Genomic DNA, 22,725 nt, shown 5'->3' on the forward strand with positions numbered 1-22,725 from the left:
TTCAAGGCCTTCATAATCCACCAGGGTTTATAAGTAAGGCAACAACAAATCCCGAACAAGATGGCACTTGACATAGTTAATACACCAGGTGAATTATATAGCTATGTCAGCAAGGAGAACCGCCATGAAGATCGCCAGTTTCGATGTCGACGCCCAGAACGGCTTCACCAACAACGTGCCACAAGAACTGCCGGTTCCTGAAGGCGATGAAATCGCGGTAGATCTTAATACCATGGCGTTACGCGCCGACCTGCGCCTGGGCAGCAAGGACGCCCACCCGGCCAACGCCGCCTGGGTAGTCGCCGACCCCACGCACATGCTGCAGCCCCTGCAGCTGGCCAACGCCGACCTGACCTGGGTCAGCCACTGCGTGCCCGGCACACCCGGCTTCGAGTTGCTGCCCGGCCTGCCGGCCCCCATCGACTATGACTATTTCGTATGGAAAGGCGTCGAGCCCGACCTGCACCCCTACGGCGCCTGCTACCACGACCTGGCCGAACGCCGCTCCACCGGGGTGATCGAGTACCTCAAGGTGCAGCAGGTGGGCGCGGTGATCGTCGGTGGCCTGGCCCTGGACTATTGCGTCAGGACCACTGCGCGCCAATTGCGCCAGGCCGGCTTCCAGGTGCTGTTGTACCTGCCGGCCTGCCGCGCCCTCACCCAGGCAGGCGCCATCGAAGCATGTGGCGCCCTGGCCGCCGAGGGCGTGATCCTCTGCGGCGACGAAGCCGCGCTCGACTACCAGCTCTCTCTGATCAAGGAAGACCGCCCATGAGCGACAGCGTTTTCGGCCCACGCATCATCCAGAACCTGCTGGACACCGACTTCTACAAGATCACCATGATGCAGGCGGTGCTGCACAACTACCCCAATGCCGAGGTGGAATGGGAGTTTCGCTGCCGTAACGGCGAGAACCTCGCACCTTACCTGGCGGAAATCCGGTATCAGGTCGAGCAACTGGCCGATGTCAGCGTCACGCATGACCAGCTCGCCTACCTGGAGAAGATCCCGTTCATCAAACCGGATTTCATCCGTTTTCTCAGCCTGTTCCGCTTCAACCTGCGTTATGTGCAGGTGGGGCTGGATGATGCCGGGCAACTGGCGATTCGCGTGCGCGGGCCGTGGTTGCACGTGATTCTCTACGAGATCCCGCTGCTGGCGATCATCAGCGAGGTGCGCAACCGCTACCGTTATCGCGAGGTGGTGATCGAGCAGGTCCGCGAGCGCCTCTATCAGAACCTCGACTGGCTGAAGGCCGAGGCCAGCGCCGAAGAACTGGCCGGTTTCCAACTGGCCGACTTCGGCACCCGGCGGCGCTTCTCCTACCGGGTGCAAGAAGAGGTGGTGCACATTCTGAAGCGTGACTTCCCGGGCCGCTTTGTCGGTACCAGCAACGTGCACCTGGCCCGCGAATACCAGCTCAAGCCGATCGGCACCATGGCGCACGAGTGGTTCATGGCTCACCAGCAACTCGGCCCGCGCCTGGTCGACAGCCAGGCTGCCGCGCTGGAATGCTGGGTGCGGGAGTATCGAGGGCTGCTGGGCATCGCCCTGACCGACTGCATTACCATGGATGCGTTCCTGCGCGACTTCGACCTCTACTTCGCCAAGCTGTTCGATGGCCTGCGGCACGATTCGGGCGATCCGCTGGCCTGGGCGGAAAAGGCCATTGCCCACTATGAGCGGCTGGGGATCGACCCGAAGAGCAAGACCCTGATCTTTTCCGACGGGCTGGACCTTGCCAAGGCGCTGGGGTTGTACCGGGCGCTGCATGAGCGGATCAATGTGAGCTTTGGCATTGGTACCAGGCTGACCTGCGATATCCCGGGCGTGGAGCCGATGAATATCGTGATCAAGATGACGGCCTGCAATGGGGCACCAGTGGCCAAGATTTCCGACAGCCCGGGCAAGACACAGTGCCGGGATGAAAATTTCGTGGCGTACCTCAAACATGTTTTCAATTGCTGAAGGGTGGCACCCTTCTTCGAGTGGAAGCGCACACGCATGTTGTAATTAAACGTTTCCACTCCTCACCCTTTGTACTGCGATAAATCAGAGCTGGTTGCACATCACAAAAGCTCAGGGCTTGCTGTACTTGGCTCGATATCTACCGTATATGGCACTACTTCCATTTGGAATAACGCGGGCGACGGATTGCATTGCCCAATCGTCCTGTACGCGCCAAACTCACTGGTCATATGGCCGGTCAGCGATCCCCCCATTGGCGGGCCGAGCAAGGAGGCGGCTCTAAAGTACCGGGCGCTACTACCGGACATACCGTCCATTCATGACCTTGCCAGTCGTGGCGTGTTCAGCGCACTAGCGTTCTGCCCGACCACGACGCGAGACAATGCTTGGCAGAGGCAGATTCGGCTCCCGAATCCGGTGAACCGAATGTAGTCGCGATAATCGACGCGTATGCCTATCGCAGGGACAACTAGAGAAGCGTCCGCGCCATCCCCAAAACGTACTCAATGTACAGGGAGGCGCCATGCATACCACCCGTAACGCCCTGGTGGTGTTGGCCCAACACCAGCACGATGACCTGGCCCTGACCAAGGCCAAGCAGATTGCCGACCTTACCCACGCCCACTTGCATCTACTGCTCTGTGCCAAACCAAATGGGCATTCGACGTATCTGAAGCTGATGCAGGAGCAACTGGTGCAGGAGGGATACCATGTCAGTGCTCAGCAGGCTTGGCACGACAATCCCTGCAAGACGGTGTTCGCCGTACAGCAGGCTGAAGGTTGCGACCTGGTGATCAAGCAGCATCGAGCGGACAGCGCACTAAAAAAGGCGCTACTCACTCCTGAAGACTGGCACCTGCTGCGCCAGTGTCCGAGCCCGGTGCTGATGGTCAAGCATGCCAATCCTTGGACAGAGCGCCCCATCCTTACGGCCATTGACGCTGGCAGCGACGACCTCAAGCATCGTGTGCTGCAGGTTGGCATCCTCAGCCACGGCCACGACATCGCCCACCTCAGTCATGCCAGCCTGCACATGATGAGCGCCTACCCTTACCCGATGCTGTCGGCAGCCGACCCCATATTCCAGCTCAAGGAAAGCATCCTGACCTTCTACCATGAGCAGTGCCAGGGCTATCAGGACGAGTTCGATATCGACGACAAACACCTGCACCTTGCGGAAGGCCCTGCCGACCAGCTGATTCCGCATGTCGCCCATCAGCTAGGCGCCGCCCTCACGGTTCTCGGCAGCGTGGCGCGCAGAGGCCTGAGTGGCGTACTGCTAGGTAACACCGCCGAATTAGTACTTGATGCCATGGAAAGTGATGTGCTGGTGCTCAAACCCTGGGATGTCATCCGTGAATTGGAAGCGCTGGCCGCTCACCACTGAGCAGACGCCTGATAGCCGCTCCCGGGCATGAGCCCGGGAGCAAACGGCAGAGTCAACTTGAATGACGAAAATGCAACTATGCTCGGTCTGAATACCGAAACTGATTGAAAGGCAGGTCTGCCGGAGGGGTCTAAAGTTGCGAATCGCTTTTCTGGTGAACCGGGACGTAGAGAGCAACCTCACTCTCAATTTACTGTTGCCCGAGATTCACGAGAGCACAGTGGGAATATTCCTCTCGGAGAGAGTGGGATCGGGCAGGAACGTGCCACGCATGCTCGGACAACTGGCATTGATCGAGCAGGACTTCTTCAATGCCTTGGCCCCTGGATTAATCGGATCGAGCGACCAGGTCAGCAGCGGGCATCGATTCGGTTTTGCAGAACTGCAGCAACGCTTTGGGGTTCCTGTACGGGTATTGCCCAGCTTGAGTGATCCTGCGGGCCTGCAAATGCTGCAGGACGCGGGAGCAGATCTGTTCATCTCAATCCGCTTTGGTCAGATCCTGAAGAATGAAGCGCTGGCAATTCCGTCACGTGGCGTCCTCAATCTTCACTCCGGCCTCTTGCCTCAGTATCGAGGTGTTCTGGCGACCTTCCGGGCGCTGCTGAACGGGGACCCGGAGATCGGCTGTACGCTCCATTGGATCGACAGTCCCGGCATTGATGTTGGTCGCATCATTGAGACTGCCAGGGTGGCAGTCGAAAAGGAGCGCTCCTTGCTGTGGCACATCCTTTCACTTTATCAACCAGGCGCGCGTCTCATCCTGAACGCAATCAGGCGCCTGGAGCGCGATGAGCCTATGACGGGAACGTCTCAAGATCGATCTGCCGGGGCCTACTACTCCTTTCCCAGCGAGGATGACCTGACGCGGTTCACGGCATTGGGGTGGCGGCTCTTCGATCGCGAGGACGTATGGGATCTTTTCGAATCGTACGGATTTCCGTTACGGATAAACACGCTTTGAGAGCTGAGCGGCGGGGTAGCGCACCGCATTCAAGAACCGTGAGAAACCTGTGGGAGCGGGCAAGCCCGCGAAGAAGCCAGCACAGTCACCCCACCTCTTGCAGGCCAACACACAACTCCAGAAACCGCGCCGCAGCCCGCGACGGGGTGGCTGCATGCGGCACCAGAATGGAAAACCGGCGCACCAACGCCTGCGGCACAACCTGCAACCGCTGCAACGCCCCGTCCTCATGTCGGATCGACATCGCCGACACAAAGCCAATCCCCATCCCGGCTCGCACTGCCTCCTTCACCCCTTCCACGCCAGCAATTTCCAGCGCCACGCGCATCGCCACGCCGCTGCGGGCAAATGCCCGCTCGACGATCTGCCGCACACCCGAGCCGCTCTCGCGCAGCACCAACGGGTAAGCCCCCAGCGACGCCAGCGTGTGTCGGTCACTGCCAGCCAGAGGATGACCACGCGGCACGATGGCCACGATCTCGTCTTCCCGCCACGCCGTCACCGACGTCCCCAATGGCAGCTCCTGCCCAGGCGGCCCTTCGATCAGGGCGATATCGACGCTGTCCAGCGCAGCGACGATTTCTGCCGTATTGCCGTTGGAAGTGCTCACCAGCACCTCCGGGTAGCGGGCATGGAAATCGGCAATCAGGTAAGGCAGCAGATAGCTGGCCGGCGTGGTACTAGCGCCGATGCGCAAGGTACCGCGCTCCAGCCCGCGCATGGCCTCGCGTAGTGCCTGGGCCTGACGGAAGGTTTCGCGCAGGCGCTCGGCATGGGCCAGCAATTGCTCGCCGGCTGCTGTCAGCCGCACACCACGGCCGGCGCGCTGATACAGCGGCTCGCCAAAGGCCTCCTGCAGCAGTTTGAGCTGGCCAGACACCGCCGGCTGCGACAAGTGCAGGGCTTGGGCCGCATGGCTGATGTTGCCGTGCTCGGCGACGGTGGCGAACGTTATCAGTTGTTCTGGGGTCATGAAGGAAAAATATCAGCTAAATGGATATTTGCCATCCCAAATTACGATTTTTTATAAGCTTATAACCAGATTAACGTAAGCCATGTCGAAACACCTTTCCGGAGGACTCACATGGCCACGGCTCCGTCCAACCCCGCCTTTGCACCTACCCTCTCTACCCGAGGGCGGCTCAATGGCATCCTGTTCGTCGCGCTGTTCGCGCTTGCGGTCACCCAGTTGGCCGCCCTGCCCGTCATCGCCAACCTGGGTATCAGCCCGCTGATCGTCGGTATCGTCGCCGGTGCGCTTTACGGCAATGCACTGCGTGACGGCGTTCCCGCCAGCTGGGCGGCGGGTATCAACTTTTCCGCCCGCGGCCTGCTGCGCATTGCCGTGGCCTTCTTCGGCCTGCGGGTAAGCCTGCAGGAAATTGCCGAAGTCGGCTGGTCCGGGCTCATCGTGTCGTTGCTGGTGGTGTCCAGCACCCTGCTGATTGGCCTGTGGTGTGGCATGAAGCTGTTCAAGCTGGACCGCGATACCGCCTTGCTGACCGCCGCAGGCAGCGCCATCTGCGGCGCCGCTGCGGTTCTGGCCTTCGAGTCGGCCCTGCGCAGCGCACCGCATAAAAGCGCCATGGCGGTTGGTAGCGTGGTGCTGTTCGGCACCCTGTCGATGTTCCTCTACCCATTGGCGATCAATGCCGGCTGGCTGCACCTGGATACCATGGGCGCCGGGCTGTTCCTGGGTGGCACCATTCACGAGGTGGCCCAGGTGGTCGGTGCGGCCAGCAACGTCAGCCCCGAGGCCACACATATCGCCACCATCGTCAAGATGACCCGGGTGATGCTGCTGGTACCGGTGCTGCTGGTGGTGGGCCTCTGGATCAGCCGCGCGCGCCAGCCGGGCCAGGCACAGGGCAACGGGCGCATCGCCATGCCCTGGTTCGCCTTCGGCTTCCTCGCGCTGGTACTGGTGAACTCGCTGCAGGTGTTGCCGGGTAGCGTGACGCAGGCGGTCAACAGCCTGGATACCTTTGCCCTGACCATGGCCATGACCGCGCTGGGGATGGAGACACGCTTCAGCCAGATTCGCCAGGCCGGGCCGCGGGCCCTGGCCACCGGGGCGATTCTCAACCTCTGGCTGGTGTTTGGTGGCGTGGCGATTACCCTGGCCGTGCAGAGGCTGTTGGGATGACTTGAGAGCGAGTCGCCTGCTTCGCGGGTAAACCCGCTCCCACAGGTACGGCGCAGGTTCTGAAAGCAACGCGATACCTGTAGGAGCGGGTTTACCCGCGAAGCAGGCGGCTCGGTCTGATGAGGTTTTTGTTGCCCCCCCTCGTTGCCGTCCAAATTTCTCGGTATGGTGTTGTCAAAGAAGGATGTTTTACCCGCACAGGAAAGACTTAGATGCCTCAACGCCATGTCATCAATGCATCCGTCAGCCCCAAAGGCAGCCTGGAGACGCTGTCACAACGTGAAGTGCAGCAACTGAGTGAAGTCGGTACCGGTAGCCTTTACACCCTGTTCCGCCAGTGCGCCCTGGCCATCCTCAACACCGGCGCCCATGTCGACAATGCCAAGACCATCCTCGAGGCCTATCAGGACTTCGAGGTGCGTATTCATCAACAGGACCGCGGCGTGCGCCTGGAGCTGCTGAATGCCCCGGCCGATGCTTTCGTTGATGGCGAAATGATAGCCAGCACCCGTGAAATGCTGTTCAGCGCCCTGCGCGACATCGTCTACACCGAAAGCGAGCTGGCCAGCCAGCGCATCGACCTGGAAAGCTCCCAGGGCATCACTGATTACGTGTTCCACCTGCTGCGCAACGCTCGCACCCTGCGCCCGGGCGTGGAGCCGAAGATGGTGGTGTGCTGGGGTGGCCATTCGATCAGCAGCGAGGAGTACCAGTACACCAAGAAGGTCGGCCACGAGCTGGGCCTGCGCAAGCTGGACGTGTGCACTGGCTGCGGCCCAGGAGTGATGAAAGGCCCGATGAAGGGCGCCACCATTGCCCACGCCAAGCAACGCATGCACGGCAGCCGCTACCTGGGCCTGACCGAGCCCGGCATCATCGCCGCCGAAGCGCCCAACCCGATCGTCAACGAACTGGTGATCCTGCCGGACATCGAGAAGCGCCTGGAAGCCTTCGTCCGTGTCGGCCACGGCATCATCATCTTCCCGGGCGGTGCCGGCACGGCCGAGGAGTTCCTCTACCTGCTGGGCATCCTCATGCACCCGGACAACCAGGAGCTGCCGTTCCCGGTGGTACTCACCGGGCCGCGCAGCGCCGAGCCGTATCTGCAACAGCTGCACGCATTCGTCGGCGCCACGCTGGGTGAGGCGGCGCATCGCTTGTACGAGATCATCATCGATGACCCGGCGGAAGTTGCCCGGCACATGGTCGAAGGGCTCAAGGCGGTGAAGCAGTTCCGCCGCGAGCGCAACGATGCCTTCCATTTCAACTGGCTGCTGAAAATCGAGGAGAGCTTCCAGCGCCCGTTCGACCCGACTCACCAGGCCATGGCCGACCTCGACCTGCGCCGCGAGCTGCCGGCCCACGAACTGGCTGCCAACTTGCGCCGGGCGTTTTCCGGCATCGTCGCCGGCAACGTGAAGGACAAGGGCATCCGCCTGATCGAGGAACACGGGCCGTATCAGATCCATGGCGACAGCGCCGTGCTGGACCCACTGGGCCGGTTGTTGCAGGCGTTCGTCGACCAGCACCGAATGAAGTTGCCGGGCGGCGCGGCGTATGTACCGTGCTACCAGGTGGTGACCTGATTCGCCATTCTTGCTGAGGCCCCATGAATGGGGCCTGCAGCTATTTGGCTTTTTGGATGTGGGCCTTCACATCTAGTAGACATTCATTCGCGATGCTGGCGCTGAGTCACCTTTCCGCCCTTACGGCGGGTCCCTTTTTGTCGTGGCAAAAAGGAACCAAAAACCGTCGGCTCCCATCATCCGGCCCCTACGCTTCGCTCCGGGGTCCCCTCGCTACGGGCCTGCTCCCGGGAGTACGCGCTGCAGGCCCCATCCATGGGGCCTCAGCGCTTGACGGGCATCCATGCCCGTCACCTCCCTGCGCAGTCCCTTCGCTCGGCCTCCTGAAGTCGCAATCGGCGGCGCCTGAACTATCGCGCGCTTAGAAGCAAAAGCAAAAAGCAAAGGCAAAGGCAAAAGCAGAAGCAAAGGCAAAACTGCTACTGGCTGAGGTCGGCCATCGGCCGTTCGACGAAGCGGATGCTGTCGCGCCCACCGCGCTTGGACTGGTACAACGCCACGTCCCCTTGTTCGATCAAGGCCGCCAGGCTCGTCGGCGGCTGGTCGAACAGGTTGGCGCCGATGCTCAAGGTGACCGGCTGCGGCGTAGGCACCGTCTTGCTTGCATACTGCTGGAACTGCTCGCGCAGCAGTCCACCCAGTTCCATGACCCGCTCGCTGCTCGCACCACACAGCAGAATGACGAACTCATCACCGCCCAGCCGCGCCGCCAGCGAGCGCTCGGGCAGCACCGTGCGAATCATCTCGCTCAGGGCAATCAGCAAGCGGTCCCCTGCAACATGCCCGTGCAGGTCGTTGACCAGCTTGAAGTTGTCGATGTCGATCAGTAGCAAGGCCCCGGGCTGCGTTGAATCCACTGCCTTGAAGAAAGGCCCCGCCCGAACCTCCAGTGCGCGCCGGTTGTACAGCGCCGTCAACGGGTCACGGGCTGCCAGACGGGCAATCCGCTCCTCTCGGCGGTAGCGCACGGTGCCGGTCATCGACAAGGCAATCAGCATGATCGCCATCGCACCTTCGACCAACGAAACCTGAATGATCAACCCACCGAAGGTGGCCAGGTCAATCAGCGTACCCGGTGTAATCGCAATGATCGCCTTGGCCACATAGAACAACCCATGAACCAGCAAAACGTAGCGCAACTGCACGGCACCAACACTCAGCGACTTGCCATGCGGCCGCAAAAGCCAACTGGCCTTGAGCGTCAACAGCGCCACCAGCAACGAGTTGACCATCAGCATCACCTTCGACCACTGCGGCCCCACGGGCAACAGCAGCAAGGCGAACCACACCAGCACCACCAATAACCAGATACGCGACAGCCGCACCTGGGTGAAGCGCAACACGCCCATCAGGAAGAACCAGTGCGCCACCACCAGCAAGCCGTTGGCGAACCAGATACCGATCAGCAACAAACCGATGCCGCGCAGCAAGGCCAGGGTGGAACCAATCGTGATGGTGGCAAAGCCTGCGCTCCAGAACAGCAGCGACGGCTCGCGAACGCTGCGCCACTCGATCGCCAGGTACAACGCAGCCGCGGCAGCCAGGGCGATCGAGATAGTCAGCATCGTGGATGGATCAAGCGCCATAAACGGATTGGCCTATCTGGTTAACGAGGAAAAAGGCCCGATTGTATGCGCTCGTGATGACTTTTCAGAGGAGCCTTGCACCACCAGCCTGCAAATGATAGCCCAGCCCTGGCCAATACCCATGCGGGTGAAATGTCATATTGACATCAGCGTGTCATTTGCACCACAAAAACCGCTGTCGTTATGACAACGAACCAGCGCAACACGCCCATCTGCAGGGGCTGCCCTGCTGGCACGAAAGCTGAACCATTCTCTTTCGCCACTACCTGCCTTGCGGAAATAACCATCATGAGAAATATCCTCCTCCCTCTGGCAATGTCCCTGTCCATCGCCCTGCCCGCCTGCGCCGACGAGGTGCTCTCGGAAAGCCCCGACAACACGGTGGGCTATGGCGCCGGGGGCGTCACCGGCCTGATGGTCGGCGCCGCGCTCGGTGGCCCGTTCGGCGCCATCGTCGGTGCAGCCCTGGGTGCATTTGGCGGCGCCGCCGTGCAACAAGGCAGCGGGCACAGCGATGCAGCGTACGTGGTACGCCATGACGACGGCAGTACCCAGCGCTATCGCTCGCCCAATGCCCGCTTCAAGCCCGGTGATCAGGTGCAGGTGAGTGGAATTCGCCTGGCCCCGGCGCAGTAAGCCGTTGCCCGGACAAAAAGCTCACCGGTTGCCGCCCATGTGAGCTCAGGCGCTCCCAGTCGCGGAAACACAAACGTAGCTCCAGGGTGGCCCAGCTTTCCGCCAGGGCCACCCGACGCGCCGGCAGCTCCTGCTCGGCGCGCACGGCGGCTGTTCGGGCAGCATGGCCAGGTTCATCGCCAATTCCTCGATAAAGCGCTGCTAGTGGGGCTGCCTTCAGTTCAGAATAACCCTGTCTTTCTTCTGCCGCGGGTACCCATGAACGCATTACGCAGCCTGATCCAGCGCCAACTGCAAAGCGGCGCCCTTTACGCCGTGCTGGCGGCCCTGGGTTTCAGCTTCAAGGCCATCTTCGTCAAGCTCGCCTATGCCGCAGGGCCGGTGGACGCCATCAGCCTGCTGGCATTGCGCATGGGGCTGTCGCTGCCGATGTTCGCCTGGCCGGTATGGGCCAGCCGTGGTCAGGGCAGCGCACCGCTCAACCTGGGCGATGGGCTGCGTGTCGCGTTGCTCGGGCTGCTGGGCTACTACCTGGCCAGCCTGTTCGACTTCTATGGCCTGCAGTACATCAGCGCCGGGCTGGAGCGGCTGATTCTGTTCACCTACCCGACCCTGGTGCTGGTGTTCCAGGCCATCGCCCTGCGTGAGCGGCCAAGCCTGCGCACCTTGTCGGCCATGGGCCTGTGCTACCTGGGGCTGGGCATTGCCTTTGTCCACGACGTCAGTGTGGCCGGGGCTGGCCAGCAGGTAGTGCTGGGCTCGCTGTGGGTGTTCGCCAGTGCAGTGACCTACGCGCTGTATTACTCCGGCACCGGAATGATGCTCAAGCGCATGGGCTCGATGCGCCTGGCCGGGCTGTGCGGTACTGCGTCCTCGCTGATGGTGCTGGCGCATTACCTGGTGGTGGCACCGGTCGGGCAGTTGTGGCAGTTGCCGGGCGCAGTGTGGGCCAATGCCGGGTTGATGGCGATGTTTTCCACGGTGCTGCCGATTTACTGGGTGGCGCTGGCGATACAGCGCCTGGGGCCGACCCATACTGCGGCAGTGGGCAACCTGGGGCCGGTGCTGACGGTGCTGGCATCGTGGGCGATCCTGAGCGAGGAGATTTCGCTGTATCAGGTCGTCGGGTTGGCGGTGGTGCTGTTTGCGGTGTCGCGGCTCAAGCCGCGGGGCAAACAGGAAACAAAGGTGGCTGAGGCCAAAGGTGCAGCAGCCTGACTGCGGTCACTGTGGAAGATTGCCCAGCCCTTTGGGCTGCGCTGTCGCACAGATAACTGAATTCGCAAGCGATCCTCGTACCCTGTGGGAGCGGCTTTAGCCGCGAAGAATCCAACGCGGTGCATGGCACCGGCTGCGCCGGTGTTCGCGGCTAAAGCCGCTCCCACAGGGTCCCTGCTAATTCAATGAGTTATGTGCAGTTCTATGAGAGCGGCCTTGCGTCGCGAAAGGGCTGCAGAGCAGCCCCGGCAATTTTGGTAGCAACACCAACGTCTGGGGCCGCTTTGCGGCCCTTTCGCGACACAAGGCCACTCCCACAAAAACGCGTAAATCCCTCAGAGCACCCGCTTGATCAGCGGCTCCAGCCGGCTATAGCGCAGCCGCCGCAGGAACCTGCGCACATCCTTGGGGTGCTCGGCCTTGGCGCCCAACTCCTCTGCCGAGCCGATCTTCGGCGCATGCCGGCGCAGCTCGGCCAGCTCTGCTTCCCGTGGCCCCAGCCATTGCCCTTGCGGGTCATCGATCAGCAGGCCGTTCTCCAGGTCCAGATTGAAGCCGCGCGGATTCAGGTTGTTACCGGTCAGCAACGAATAGCGTTGGTCGACCCACACGCCCTTGGCATGAAAGGTATGCCCGGGGTCGTTCCAGATCCGCACCTGCAGCTGGCCGCTGGCAATCGCAGCGTGGCGACGTCGGGTGAAGGCACGCAGGTTGTCTTCGTACAGGTAGGGCAACGCGCCGCTGGCACTGAACGGCTCGCCGGGGGCGATATAGAAGTCGTTGGCCGTGCGATCACCAACGATCAGTTCCACCCGCACGCCACGCGCCAGGGCATGGTCAAGTTCGCGCATCAGCACCCGGGGTGGGTTGAAATACGGCGTGCTGATGATGACCTGCGTGCGTGCCGCCGCCAGCAAGGCGCACACTGCACGGTTCAGCGGGTTGCCACGGCCCACACCCAACAGCGGGATAACCCGCAGGCCCTGCCCCGCCCCGCTGGCCGGAGCCTCATAGGCCATGCGCCGCAGCCGCGCGCGCAAGCGCCGGATTTCGCCGCGCAGGCTGCGGGTGGAGGGTGGCGCCGGCAGGTCGAGGCGCGGTGTGGCGGTGTGGTGCAGCAGGCGACGCACCAACCCGACCATGGCGTCGGCCAGCTCTGGTGACTGGAACAGGTGGTAGCGGTCCAGGCGGTAACGGTCGAAACGGTGCAGGTACACGTTGTTAAGGCTGGCGCCGGTGTAGATCACGCAGTCGTCGATGATGCTGCCCTTCAGGTGCAACACGCCAAACAGCTCGCGGGTCTGCACAGGTACGCCATGGATGACGATATCCAGCCCATGGTGCTGGCGCTGGGCCTGGTACCAGGCGGCGTTACCCGGCTGGCGCCCGGCGCCCAACAGACCGCGGCGAGCACGGAACCAGTCGACCACGATGGTGATTTCCAGCCCGGGCCGCGCGGCCTTGGCCTGGTACAAGGCATCCAGCACTTCCTGGCCAGCCTCATCTTCCTGCAGGTACAGCGCAACGATGACGATACGCCGGGTTGCGGCGCGGATGCGCTCGAGCAGGCAGGCGCGGTAGGCCTTGGCATCGGGCAGCACCTGGATCGACTCGGCCGACATGGCGTAGCCTGGCAATGCCGCCAGCATGGATTCGGGGTTCAAGAACGATCACCTTCTGTGTGCAATCACTGTCGTGCATCAGCTTGCACAGGAAGTTTGAAATGGTCCAGCCCCCGGATAGCATGGGGCTGCTTTGCAGCCCTGTCGCGACACAAGGCCGCTCCTACAAGCCAGCGCCGAATCCACATGCGGCGCCGAACCTGTGGGAGCGGCCTTGTGTCGCGATAGGGGCGCAAAGCGCCCCCATTTCTGACGAAGCTATTTCAGGTCAAAACGATCCAGCTCCATAACCTTCTCCCAGGCCGCGACAAAGTCCCGCACGAACTTGTCCCGGCCATCACTGCTGCCGTACACCTCGCTCAATGCCCGCAACTGGGCATGGGAGCCGAACACCAGGTCAACCCGGCTACCGGTCCACTTCACCTGGCCGGTCTTGCGATCACGCCCTTCGAAGGTTTCGTTATCCGCCGAGGTCGGCTTCCACTCAACGCACATGTCCAGCAAGTTGCGGAAGAAGTCGTTGCTCAGGGTACCGACCTTGTCGGTGAACACGCCCTGTTGGCTGCCGCCATGGTTGGCGCCGAGCACACGCAGGCCGCCGATCAGCACGGTCAGTTCCGGCGCGGTCAGGGTCAGCAATTGGGCCTTGTCCAGCAGCAGTTTCTCGGCCTTGACGCTGTAGCGGGCCTTGGTGAAGTTGCGGAAGCCATCGGCCAGCGGTTCCAGCACGGCGAACGACTCGACGTCGGTCTGCGCCTGGGAGGCATCGACACGCCCAGGGCGGAACGCCACGCTGACGTTGTGCCCGGCGTCCTTGGCAGCCTTTTCCACTGCGGCGCCACCGGCCAGAACGATCAGGTCGGCCAGGGAGATTTTTTTGCCACCGGCATTGAACTCGGCCTGGATTTTCTCCAGCGCCGCCAGCACCTTGCCTGTGCCCTGGTTCGCCGCCCAATCCTTCTGCGGCGCCAGGCGCAGGCGGCCACCATTGGCCCCGCCACGCTTGTCCGAACCGCGGAAGGTCGACGCCGCTGCCCAGGCAGTGGCCACCAGCTCGCCAACGCTCAGGCCCGCCGCCAGCACCTTGGCCTTGAGCGCGGCAATGTCCTGCTCGCCTACCAGCGGGTGATCCACTTTTGGCAGCGGGTCTTGCCACAGCAGCTCTTCGTTGGGCATTTCCGGGCCCAGATAGCGCGCCAATGGGCCCATGTCGCGGTGGATCAGCTTGTACCAGGCGCGGGCGAAGGCGTCCGCCAGCTGGTCAGGATTATCCTTGAAGCGGCGGGCGATCGGCTCGTAGATCGGGTCGAAACGCAGCGCCAGGTCGGAGGTGAGCATGGAAGGCGCGTGGCGCTTGGCCGGGTCATGGGCATCCGGCACGGTGCCTGCCCCCTTGCCCTCCTTCGGCCGCCACTGGTGGGCACCAGCCGGGCTCTTGGTCAGTTCCCAGTCGAAGTTGAACAGGTTGTTGAGGTATTCGTTGCTCCATCGGGTGGGGGTGGAAGTCCAGGTCACTTCCAGGCCGCTGGTGATGGTATCGCCACCCTTGCCGCTGCCGAACTTGTTGGCCCAGCCCAAACCCTGCAGCTCCAGGCCTGCTGCTTCCGGCTCGGGGCCGACGTTGTCGGCAGGGCCGGCACCGTGGGTCTTGCCAAAGGCGTGGCCACCGGCGATCAACGCCACGGTTTCTTCATCGTTCATGGCCATGCGGCCGAAGGTGTCACGGATGTCCTTGCCCGAGGCTACCGGGTCGGGGTTGCCTTCCGGGCCTTCCGGGTTCACATAGATCAGGCCCATCTGCACGGCGGCCAGCGGGTTTTCCAGGTTGCGCTCGCCCTCCAGGGTACGTCCCTGCTCCTCGGGGCGCTTGGCCGGTTCCGCCACCAGGTCGCCCTTGCCGGGCGGCTGGGCCTTGCCGTAGCGGGTGTCACCGCCCAGCCAGACCTTTTCCGAGCCCCAGTACACATCTTCGTCCGGCTCCCACACATCGGCACGCCCGCCAGAGAAGCCGAAGGTCTTGAAACCCATGGATTCGAGGGCGACGTTGCCGGTGAGCACGATCAGGTCGGCCCAGGAAATCTTGTTGCCGTACTTCTGCTTGATCGGCCACAGTAGCCGCCGGGCCTTGTCCAGGCTGACGTTGTCCGGCCAACTGTTGAGCGGGGCGAAGCGCTGCTGGCCAGAGCCCGCACCACCCCGGCCATCGCCGATGCGGTAGGTACCGGCGCTGTGCCAGGCCATGCGGATGAACAACGGGCCATAATGGCCGAAGTCGGCGGGCCACCAGTCCTGGGAGTCGGTCATCAAGGCGGTCAGGTCTTTCTTCAGCGCCTGGAAGTCGAGGCTCTTGAACGCCTTGGCATAATCGAAATCCGGGTCCATCGGGTCGGATTTGGAGGAATGTTGATGAAGAATTCTCAGGTTGAGCTGGTCAGGCCACCAGTCACGGTTGGTGGTGCCGCCACCTGCGGTTTGATGGAACGGGCATTTCGATTCGTTCGACATCTGCGGGTACCTTTGGGTCGGTTATCCAGATTTCCGGTCTATGCCAGGTGTTCTTTCAGCCGAGCGCGTGGGCTCGTGCTACCCCTCATCAGGTCTACACGGGGCTTGCGAAGCTGTCATGACGGGGTTGGCGTGGTCTTGCACACAGGTGCTGACATGCCGCCCGCTGGCAGAATTCGCGGGGCCAGGGGAAAGACTAGCCGAGCTTGGGCAGAGTTCTAATAGAGTGCCTATTGAGGGGCGATAGCTTGGCTCTGTCAGGTTCGTGCCCGCGAACAGGCCGGCACATCCATACAAGGCAACCAAGCTGTCCGCATGCTCCAATACAACGCCAACCCCTTCCAACCCGGAACCCGTACCCTCATGAATCGCAACGACCTGCGCCGCGTCGACATGAACCTGCTGGTTCTGTTCGAAGCCCTGATGATCGAACGCAACCTGACCCGGGTCGGCGAAAAGCTGTTCATTACCCAGTCCACCGTCAGCGCCGCCCTCGCCCGCCTGCGTGAGCTGTTCGACGACCCGCTGCTGATCCGCAACGGCCGAGCCATGGAGCCCACGCCACGGGCCATGCAGATCTTCGCCGAGCTGGGGCCGGCCATGGATGTGATTTCCGCCGCCATCAGCCGCGCCCGCGAGTTCGACCCGGTCAACAGCTGCAACGTGTTCCGCCTGGGCCTGTCGGACGATGCCGAATTCGGCCTGTTCCCGGCCCTGCTGCAGGCGCTGCGCGAAGAGGCCCCGAATATCAGTGTGGTGGTGCGCCGGGCCAACTTCCTGCTGATGCCGGGGCTGCTGGCCAGCGGCGAAATTTCGGTGGGCGTGAGCTACACCACGGACCTGCCGGCCACCGCCAAGCGCCGCAAGCTGCGCAACATCGGCGTGCGGGTGCTGCGCGCCGATGACCGCCCGGGCCCGCTGACCCTCGACGAATACTGCGCCCGCCCGCATGTGATGGTGTCGTTCTCCGGCGACATGAGCGGCAATATCGACCTCGACCTGGCGCGCATCGGCCGCTGCCGCAAGGTGGTGCTGGCGGTGCCGCAGTTCGGCAGCCTGCGCGCCCTGCTGCGCAACACCGAGCTGATCGCCACGGTGCCGGACTATGCCGCCTGCGCCCTGGCCGACGACGGCAGCCTGCGCGCCGATCCGGCGCCGTTCGACATCACCGAGGCCGAACTGTCGATGGTCTGGAGCGGTGCCCAGGACAATGACCCGGCCGAGCGCTGGCTGCGCGAGCGCATCCTGCAGTTCATGGCCACGCAGTGATGCATCGACCTCATCGATAGCCACCATGAATACCATCAAGTTCCGCTGCGGCCAGCCCGGGCGGAAGATGGCGGCATTCACTGATTGATGAGGCCTCCCATGAAAACCGGCATGATCGCTGCCCTGCTCGCCTTGCTGGCCGCCCTTGGCGGTTGTGCCAGCCCGGCAGCTACCGACACGCAGCCTTACGGGCGCTTCTATTCGGCCACGGCCATTTCCAGTGTCGCCCTGGCCCCTGGCCAACGGGTGGCAGTACTGCTGGGGCGTGATGCCGAAGCGACCCTCGAATACCTCGGCAGCCATCGCACCCAGGCAGGCGCACCGGCCCATGGCCAACGTGTCCCTGTTGCGACCCTGGGCAGCGAAAGCCAGGCGTATGACTGGCTGGCACGGTCACTGGCGCAGCAGTTTGCCGAAGTGACTTTCTATGACGACCTGGACACACTGCTGGGCGACCACCCGGACGTGATCGTGCTGCTGGACACCGAAAGCCGTTTGGCCAGTGCGGAGATCGAAAGCCGGGTAGTAGCTCGCTTTTTCGATGACCAGCTGACCTATATCGGCCGCGCTGAGGGGCGGGCAAGCAAGAGTCTGGGCGATGTGGCGAGGGTGGTCGAGGATGAGCGGGCGGTGCAGGCGGATGCGCTGCGGGACTTTGACGATTCGTTGCAGGCGCTGTTGAAGGGTCGCGTTTGAGGCCCCCTTCACAGATATAGCGCAAATGCTCGGGCACAGCACCGGCCAGTAGGAGCAGCCTTGTGCTGCGAAGAGGCCAGTACCGCCACAGAATTTCTTTTGCCACACCGGCCCTTTCGCAGCACAAGGCTGCTCCTACAGGTCAGTGCTGTAGCTGTAATAACAGCGGTAAAGCTTCTACTTACCCCGCTGCATCCACGCCGCCCCCAGCCCGCTGAGGCAGATCACCGAGATGCCCACCAGGCTCAGGGTGTCCGGCACCTGGCTGTAGACAACCAACCCAAGCAACCCGGCGAACACGATCTGGCAATAGCTGAATGGCGCCAGCAAGGCAGGTGCCGCATGGCGGAAGGCCTGGGTCAGCAGCAGGTGCGCGGTCATGCCAAAGCCCCCCAGCGCCAGCATCAGCAGCGCATGGTCCCAACGCGGCATCTCCCAGAAGAACGGCACCAGCGCACTCATCGCCAGCGTGTTGCACAACCCCGCATAGAAATTGCTGGTGGTCGGGCTGTCATGCGCGGCCAGGATGCGCGTCAGCAACTGATAGAAGCAGAAGCCCAGCGCCGAACCAAACGGATACAGGATGGCCGGAGTGAACATCGCCCCGCCCGGGTGCACCACCACCAGCACGCCGATGAAGCCCATCACCACCGCCACCCACTGCCCCACCGTCACCCGCTCCTTCAGCAGTGGCGCCGACAGCGCAGTGACCAGCACCGGGGCAAGGAAGTTGACCGCCGTGGCCTCGGCCAGTGGCAGGTACTGCAGGCCTGTGGTGAACAGCAGGCTGGTACTCAGCAGGCTCAGGGCGCGTAACGTCTGCAACAGAGGGCGGCGAGTGCGCAGCACGTTGAGGCCGGCCTTGGGCAGAAAGATGCCGGCCATCAGCAGCGTGTGCACCACATACCGCGCCCACACCACCATGATGATCGGGTACAGGCCGCCCAGGAACTTGGACAGGGCATCGTGACTGGCGAACAGGAACGTCGCCACCACCACCAGGGCGATGCCGCGCAGGGGTTGGTTGACTCCGGACAGCGGTGTGCTGGAACTCATGGCACTCTCGATGACGGCGCGGCTGGATGCGGCGCCCAGGGAAGGCCGCGCAGGCATAGCCTGGCGGATGCAACAGCTCGAATTTTAGAAGAGATGCCGAAGAATAAGGAAGTTCAATCGCCGCCAGCCAAGGCCGACTGCAATTTCTGTTCGCTGATCGACCACTTTCCGCCCCACGCGCATGGCCCGTGCCGTGCTGATCGCCGACCATCGAATGCGAACCCTGCACACCCTACAAGGAATTTACATGCAAAGGCTCACCACCCGTAACGGCCTGGCCCTGCCCGCGATCGGCCTGGGCACCTGGCCAATGACCGGCAGCGAGTGCACCCAGGCCGTGCGCCAGGCGCTTGAATTGGGTTACCGGCACATAGACACTGCCACTGCCTATGACAACGAAACCGCCGTCGGCCAGGCACTGCGCGAAAGCGATGTACCGCGCGAGCAGATTCACCTGACCACCAAGGTATGGTGGGATCGCCTGACGCCCAAGGCCATGCGCCAGTCGCTGGAGGACAGCCTGCGCGCCCTGGGTACCGAGCAGGTCGACCTGTTCCACATCCACTGGCCCAGCCAGGACTGGGACCTGGCCCGCAGCATCGAAACCCTGGTGGCCCTGCGTGACGAGGGCAAGGCGCGCAGCATCGGCGTGGCCAACTTCCCGCTGGGGCTGCTGCGCCAGGTGGTGGAAACCCTGGGCGCGCCATTGTCGGCGATCCAGGTGGAATACCACGTGCTGCTCGGCCAGCAACCGCTGCTGGACTACGCCCGCCGCCACGACCTGCTGCTCACCGCCTACACCCCGCTGGCCCGTGGGCAGGCGGCGGCGCAGCAGGTGATCCAGGCGATCGCCCGCAAGCATGGCGTACTGCCCAGCCAGGTGGCGCTGAAGTGGTTGCTGGACCAGGACGGCGTGGCGGTGATCCCCAAGGCCGGCAGCCGCGAGAACCAGCTGGCCAACCTGGCAGCGTCGAACGTGCAACTGGATGACGAGGACCGCGCGGCGATCGCCGGGTTGCCGAAGGACCAGCGGGTGGTGAGCCCGGCGTTTGCGCCGGACTGGAACAGCTAAGCCTTGATCAAGCCTTGAAAGCTTGCACGGCCCATGTGGGAGCGGGTTCACCCGCGAACACCGGCGCAGCCGGTGCCAGCCACCGTGTCGCCTGCTTCGCGGGTGAACCCGCTCCCACAGGTACTGCGCCGGGCCGATCGGCTGCGGTGATTCTGCAGGCCCGCGCAAGGGCACTATGCCGGCGTCACGACTTGCTTCAACCGCTCGTTCGCCGGTGCCGGCCGCCCGTACAGGTAACCCTGGAAGTGCGAGCAACCCTCCGCCACCAACCGGCGCATCTGCTCCTCCGACTCCACCCCCTCGGCCGTGGTCTTGATCATCAGGCTGTTGGACAGGTCGGTAATGGCGCGAATGATCGACATCGCCTCGCGGCTGTCGCACATGTCATGCACGAACGACTTGTCGATCTTGATCCGGTCGAACGGGAACGAACGCAGGTAACCCAGCGAGGAGTATCCGGTGCCGAAATCGTCCAGCGAAATGGACACGCCCAGGTCCTTCAGTGCACGCAGGGTACGCACGTTTTCCTCGCTGTTGCCCAGCAGCACCGACTCGGTGACCTCCAGTTCCAACCGCTGTGGCGGCAGGCCGGAGTCGGCCAGCGCCAGGGCCACGGTGTGCACCAGGTTGGCATTCTTGAACTGCACTGCCGACAGGTTGACCGACACCGTCTGCTCGCTGTCCCAGCTGGCCGCCTCCTGGCAGGCCAGGTTCAGCGCCCGGGTGCCCAGTTCGTGGATCAGCCCGGTTTCCTCAGCGATGGGGATGAAGTCCATGGGCATGACCATGCCACGGGTCGGGTGCTCCCAGCGCAGCAACGCCTCATAGCCGGTAACGCTGCTGGTCTGCTGGTCGACCACCGGCTGGTAGTGCAGCTGCAACTGGCCCAGGTGCAGCGCAGTGCGCAGGTCGGTTTCCACCAGGCGGCGCTGGCGGGCGGCGACGTCCAGTTCGACGCTGAAGCACTCGTAGCGGTTGCGACCGTTGCGCTTGGCCTCGTACAGCGCCATGTCGGCGTAGCCCAGCAGTTGCTCGGCCTGGTCGCTGTCTTCCGGCGCAATGGCAATGCCGATGCTCACCCCAACAGTGAACTGGTGACCCTCGATCTGGAACGGTGGGCAGATCGCGTTGATCAGGCGCTGCGCAGTGTTGCATGCGGCCTCCCGGCCTTCCAGGCCGGTCAGCACCACGGCAAACTCGTCGCCGCCCAGGCGGGCCAGGGTGTCGTGCTCGCGCAGCTCGCGGCGCAGGCGCTTGCCCAGCGCGCGCAGCAGCTTGTCGCCAAAGGCGTGGCCCAGCGAATCGTTGATGTTCTTGAAGTTGTCCAAATCCAGGCACAGTGCGGCGGTCAGCTTGGCGTGCTCGCTGTCACGCACCAGGGCCTGGCGCAGGCGTTCGTTGAACAGGGTGCGGTTGGGCAGCCCGGTCAACGCATCGTGGTGCGCCATGTGGTGGATCTGCGCGTGGGCGGCCAGCTCTTCGGTGGCATCTTCGGCAACGAACAACACATAGTCGGCCTGGCCTTCACGGTTCTGGCTAAGCAAGGTGCGGCTGCGCAGGGTGCGTGGGCCACAGGCCGTGTCGACCCGGGTTTCGGCAGCATGCCCCTTGGTGCTGCGGGCGCCACGGGCCAGTTGCTGTTCCAGGTAACCGGCAACGCCCGGTGCCAGGCACTCGCCGGGCAACTGCCCGATCATGCTGCGCTGCGGCCCGCCGAACAGGCGTTCGGCCTGCTGGTTCGCCAGCAGGATGCGCTGGCTCTCCAGGTCCTGGACAATGACGCTGGCGGGGATGTTGGCAATCACCGAATCAAGGAACTGCGACAGCTTGGCCATTTCCTGGCTGTACTGTTCGGCCAGCTCCTTGGCCTGCAGCAGTTCCAGCTCTTGCCGGTGACGCTCGGAAATGTCGCGGGTGACCTTGGCAAAACCCACCAGTTGCCCGGCATCGTCGTACACCGCGTCGATCACCACATGGGCATGGAAGACCGTGCCGTCCTTGCGCAGGCGCGAACCGATCTCTTCGAACCGCCCGGTGCTGCGGGCCTGCTCAAGGTTCAGCGCCGGCAGCCCGGCGGCGCGCTCGGCATCGGTGTAGAACAACGAGTAGTGCTTGCCGACGATTTCCTCGGCCAGGTAGCCCTTGGCGCGCTGAGCGCCGGGGTTCCAGTTGGCGACGATACCTTCGGGGGTGAGCAGGTAGAAGGCATAGTCCACCACACTCTGGATCAACAGCCGGTACATGATGTCGGGGCTTGCGACTAGCGACATGACTTTTACCTGGGCCTTCGAAAGGCATGAAAAGGATTGGTGGCATTATGCCTTCGACGACGACTTTGTGAAGTAGCTCACAAAAAGCCACGATCCCTTCAATTAGCGAACGAAGGCTTGCAACCCCCTCAATGGCGGGCGCCCGTGACCAGGAAATTGAGCAAGCCCGGTTCGTCATCCAGGGCTATGGGCCGCGCCGGGCGCGACAGCTCGGCCAGCACGGCATTGCAGAAGGCCACGGCAGGCATGTCCTGTGGGTAACAGCGCATCAACCAGTCGCCCTCGCCGCCCAGCAGCTGCAATGCCACCGCCCGGCCGATGCCCTGTCGGCGGTACTTTTTCAGGATGAACAGGTCAGCCAGTTCGAACGCGTCGATGCCCGGCAGCTCGCTGCGTTCGACCAGCACGAAACCGGCGATGAAACCGTCTGCCAGCACCAGGTACGCGCCCCAGCCATCGGCCCCCCAGTAACGTTGCAGGTGCTCGTCATGGATATAGAAGCGGCCGTCCACTTCGACGTCTTCCTGCTCCCAGTCCGAGGACTCGTAGGCGTAGAACTGATAGAGGTTGCGAATCAGCGGGGCCTGGTCGGCAGTGGTTGCCAACAGTTCGATGGGCGGCATGGTGAGGGGCTCGGGTAAAAAGGCGGATTCTAGATCAACCGCCCCTGGCAGCAAAAAGCCCAGGCCCTCCCCGCACGGAAAGGCCCAGGCAAAACCAACACAAACACATCACTCATTGATT

At 63.0% G+C, this 22,725-nt stretch carries 19 protein-coding genes; 11 read left to right on the forward strand and 8 right to left on the reverse strand.

Annotated features, from left to right (window positions below):
• The first annotated feature begins 124 nt into the window (after window positions 1-124).
• The 4 genes from WM94_RS16115 to WM94_RS16130 all read left to right on the forward strand — a co-directional run bounded on the left by WM94_RS16115 (window position 125) and on the right by WM94_RS16130 (window position 4,319).
• Entirely contained in the window at window positions 125-775 is a 651-nt protein-coding gene (locus tag WM94_RS16115) for an isochorismatase family protein (protein WP_061551666.1), read from the forward strand.
• Entirely contained in the window at window positions 772-1,968 is a 1,197-nt protein-coding gene (gene pncB, locus WM94_RS16120; protein ID WP_039613873.1) for a nicotinate phosphoribosyltransferase, read from the forward strand. The genes WM94_RS16115 and pncB overlap by 4 nt, the downstream gene beginning before the upstream one ends.
• 523 nt (window positions 1,969-2,491) lie before the next feature.
• Window positions 2,492-3,355, forward strand: coding sequence for a universal stress protein (locus tag WM94_RS16125; protein WP_061551667.1), 864 nt, complete (start codon window positions 2,492-2,494; stop codon window positions 3,353-3,355).
• A gap of 271 nt (window positions 3,356-3,626) precedes the next feature.
• The gene (locus WM94_RS16130; protein WP_230397101.1) at window positions 3,627-4,319 is read left to right on the forward strand and encodes a formyl transferase; all 693 of its coding nucleotides are present in this window, start codon (window positions 3,627-3,629) and stop codon (window positions 4,317-4,319) included.
• 85 nt (window positions 4,320-4,404) lie between these two features.
• Here WM94_RS16130 and WM94_RS16135 read toward each other — a convergent pair whose 3' ends face one another.
• Window positions 4,405-5,292 (reverse strand): LysR family transcriptional regulator, encoded by an 888-nt coding sequence (locus tag WM94_RS16135; protein WP_061551669.1) that lies wholly within the window; start codon window positions 5,290-5,292, stop codon window positions 4,405-4,407.
• 111 nt (window positions 5,293-5,403) lie between these two features.
• Here WM94_RS16135 and WM94_RS16140 point away from each other — a divergent pair, with 111 nt between their 5' ends.
• Together WM94_RS16140 and ppnN are read left to right on the forward strand one after the other, a co-directional pair.
• Entirely contained in the window at window positions 5,404-6,465 is a 1,062-nt protein-coding gene (locus tag WM94_RS16140) for a YeiH family protein (RefSeq protein WP_061551670.1), read from the forward strand.
• A gap of 212 nt (window positions 6,466-6,677) precedes the next feature.
• Complete coding sequence (ppnN, locus tag WM94_RS16145) at window positions 6,678-8,051, forward strand: nucleotide 5'-monophosphate nucleosidase PpnN (RefSeq protein WP_061551671.1); 1,374 nt, start codon at window positions 6,678-6,680, stop codon at window positions 8,049-8,051.
• Window positions 8,052-8,470: 419 nt separating this feature from the next.
• Here the strand turns inward: ppnN and WM94_RS16150 are convergent, their stop codons facing one another.
• Window positions 8,471-9,616 carry a GGDEF domain-containing protein gene (locus WM94_RS16150; protein WP_038409787.1) on the reverse strand — a complete coding sequence of 382 codons (1,146 nt, stop codon included), beginning with the start codon at window positions 9,614-9,616 and terminating at the stop codon, window positions 8,471-8,473.
• A 167-nt stretch (window positions 9,617-9,783) separates the two neighbouring features.
• The gene (locus WM94_RS29205; protein ID WP_024087313.1) at window positions 9,784-9,927 is read right to left on the reverse strand and encodes a hypothetical protein; all 144 of its coding nucleotides are present in this window, start codon (window positions 9,925-9,927) and stop codon (window positions 9,784-9,786) included.
• A gap of 25 nt (window positions 9,928-9,952) precedes the next feature.
• Here WM94_RS29205 and WM94_RS16155 point away from each other — a divergent pair, with 25 nt between their 5' ends.
• Together WM94_RS16155 and WM94_RS16160 are read left to right on the forward strand one after the other, a co-directional pair.
• On the forward strand, window positions 9,953-10,273 hold the full coding sequence (locus WM94_RS16155; protein WP_015270748.1) for a hypothetical protein: 321 nt from the start codon (window positions 9,953-9,955) through the stop codon (window positions 10,271-10,273).
• Window positions 10,274-10,531: 258 nt separating this feature from the next.
• A complete protein-coding gene (locus WM94_RS16160) occupies window positions 10,532-11,491 on the forward strand; it encodes a DMT family transporter (protein ID WP_061551672.1) in 960 nt (319 codons plus the stop codon).
• A 335-nt stretch (window positions 11,492-11,826) separates the two neighbouring features.
• Here the strand turns inward: WM94_RS16160 and pssA are convergent, their stop codons facing one another.
• Window positions 11,827-13,155 carry a CDP-diacylglycerol--serine O-phosphatidyltransferase gene (pssA, locus tag WM94_RS16165; RefSeq protein WP_082810587.1) on the reverse strand — a complete coding sequence of 443 codons (1,329 nt, stop codon included), beginning with the start codon at window positions 13,153-13,155 and terminating at the stop codon, window positions 11,827-11,829.
• A gap of 216 nt (window positions 13,156-13,371) precedes the next feature.
• Window positions 13,372-15,618 carry a catalase/peroxidase HPI gene (gene katG / locus WM94_RS16170; RefSeq protein ID WP_061551674.1) on the reverse strand — a complete coding sequence of 749 codons (2,247 nt, stop codon included), beginning with the start codon at window positions 15,616-15,618 and terminating at the stop codon, window positions 13,372-13,374.
• Between the two features lie 363 nt (window positions 15,619-15,981).
• On the opposite strand from katG, the gene WM94_RS16175 reads away from it, so the two are divergent.
• Together WM94_RS16175 and WM94_RS16180 are read left to right on the forward strand one after the other, a co-directional pair.
• The gene (locus WM94_RS16175) at window positions 15,982-16,887 is read left to right on the forward strand and encodes a LysR family transcriptional regulator (protein WP_013973059.1); all 906 of its coding nucleotides are present in this window, start codon (window positions 15,982-15,984) and stop codon (window positions 16,885-16,887) included.
• A gap of 99 nt (window positions 16,888-16,986) precedes the next feature.
• On the forward strand, window positions 16,987-17,583 hold the full coding sequence (locus tag WM94_RS16180) for a hypothetical protein (protein ID WP_061551675.1): 597 nt from the start codon (window positions 16,987-16,989) through the stop codon (window positions 17,581-17,583).
• Window positions 17,584-17,760: 177 nt separating this feature from the next.
• Here the strand turns inward: WM94_RS16180 and WM94_RS16185 are convergent, their stop codons facing one another.
• Window positions 17,761-18,639: a DMT family transporter gene (locus WM94_RS16185; RefSeq protein WP_015270753.1), complete on the reverse strand. Its 879-nt coding sequence runs from the start codon at window positions 18,637-18,639 to the stop codon at window positions 17,761-17,763.
• A gap of 247 nt (window positions 18,640-18,886) precedes the next feature.
• Between WM94_RS16185 and WM94_RS16190 the strand changes: the two genes are divergently transcribed.
• Window positions 18,887-19,711 (forward strand): aldo/keto reductase, encoded by an 825-nt coding sequence (locus tag WM94_RS16190; RefSeq protein WP_061551676.1) that lies wholly within the window; start codon window positions 18,887-18,889, stop codon window positions 19,709-19,711.
• A 173-nt stretch (window positions 19,712-19,884) separates the two neighbouring features.
• Here WM94_RS16190 and WM94_RS16195 read toward each other — a convergent pair whose 3' ends face one another.
• Together WM94_RS16195 and WM94_RS16200 are read right to left on the reverse strand one after the other, a co-directional pair.
• Complete coding sequence (locus WM94_RS16195; RefSeq protein ID WP_039613884.1) at window positions 19,885-21,981, reverse strand: bifunctional diguanylate cyclase/phosphodiesterase; 2,097 nt, start codon at window positions 21,979-21,981, stop codon at window positions 19,885-19,887.
• A gap of 128 nt (window positions 21,982-22,109) precedes the next feature.
• Entirely contained in the window at window positions 22,110-22,604 is a 495-nt protein-coding gene (locus WM94_RS16200) for a GNAT family N-acetyltransferase (RefSeq protein WP_061551677.1), read from the reverse strand.
• Window positions 22,605-22,725 lie beyond the last annotated feature (121 nt).

Origin of the sequence: Pseudomonas sp. ABFPK (genome assembly GCF_001586765.1) — a bacterium.
GTDB lineage: Bacteria > Pseudomonadota > Gammaproteobacteria > Pseudomonadales > Pseudomonadaceae > Aquipseudomonas > Aquipseudomonas asiatica.

Excerpts from the sequence above, each read along its gene's own strand:
- WM94_RS16115 (WP_061551666.1), top strand. The coding sequence starts at position 125 with ATGAAGATCGCCAGTTTCGATGTCGACGCCCAGAACGGCTTCACCAAC.
- pncB (WP_039613873.1), top strand. The coding sequence starts at position 772 with ATGAGCGACAGCGTTTTCGGCCCACGCATCATCCAGAACCTGCTGGAC.
- WM94_RS16125 (WP_061551667.1), top strand. The coding sequence starts at position 2,492 with ATGCATACCACCCGTAACGCCCTGGTGGTGTTGGCCCAACACCAGCAC.
- WM94_RS16130 (WP_230397101.1), top strand. The coding sequence starts at position 3,627 with ATGCTCGGACAACTGGCATTGATCGAGCAGGACTTCTTCAATGCCTTG.
- WM94_RS16135 (WP_061551669.1), bottom strand. The coding sequence starts at position 5,292 with ATGACCCCAGAACAACTGATAACGTTCGCCACCGTCGCCGAGCACGGC.
- WM94_RS16140 (WP_061551670.1), top strand. The coding sequence starts at position 5,404 with ATGGCCACGGCTCCGTCCAACCCCGCCTTTGCACCTACCCTCTCTACC.
- ppnN (WP_061551671.1), top strand. The coding sequence starts at position 6,678 with ATGCCTCAACGCCATGTCATCAATGCATCCGTCAGCCCCAAAGGCAGC.
- WM94_RS16150 (WP_038409787.1), bottom strand. The coding sequence starts at position 9,616 with ATGCTGACTATCTCGATCGCCCTGGCTGCCGCGGCTGCGTTGTACCTG.
- WM94_RS29205 (WP_024087313.1), bottom strand. The coding sequence starts at position 9,927 with ATGATGGTTATTTCCGCAAGGCAGGTAGTGGCGAAAGAGAATGGTTCA.
- WM94_RS16155 (WP_015270748.1), top strand. The coding sequence starts at position 9,953 with ATGTCCCTGTCCATCGCCCTGCCCGCCTGCGCCGACGAGGTGCTCTCG.
- WM94_RS16160 (WP_061551672.1), top strand. The coding sequence starts at position 10,532 with ATGAACGCATTACGCAGCCTGATCCAGCGCCAACTGCAAAGCGGCGCC.
- katG (WP_061551674.1), bottom strand. The coding sequence starts at position 15,618 with ATGTCGAACGAATCGAAATGCCCGTTCCATCAAACCGCAGGTGGCGGC.
- WM94_RS16175 (WP_013973059.1), top strand. The coding sequence starts at position 15,982 with ATGAATCGCAACGACCTGCGCCGCGTCGACATGAACCTGCTGGTTCTG.
- WM94_RS16180 (WP_061551675.1), top strand. The coding sequence starts at position 16,987 with ATGAAAACCGGCATGATCGCTGCCCTGCTCGCCTTGCTGGCCGCCCTT.
- WM94_RS16185 (WP_015270753.1), bottom strand. The coding sequence starts at position 18,639 with ATGAGTTCCAGCACACCGCTGTCCGGAGTCAACCAACCCCTGCGCGGC.
- WM94_RS16190 (WP_061551676.1), top strand. The coding sequence starts at position 18,887 with ATGCAAAGGCTCACCACCCGTAACGGCCTGGCCCTGCCCGCGATCGGC.
- WM94_RS16195 (WP_039613884.1), bottom strand. The coding sequence starts at position 21,981 with ATGTCGCTAGTCGCAAGCCCCGACATCATGTACCGGCTGTTGATCCAG.
- WM94_RS16200 (WP_061551677.1), bottom strand. The coding sequence starts at position 22,604 with ATGCCGCCCATCGAACTGTTGGCAACCACTGCCGACCAGGCCCCGCTG.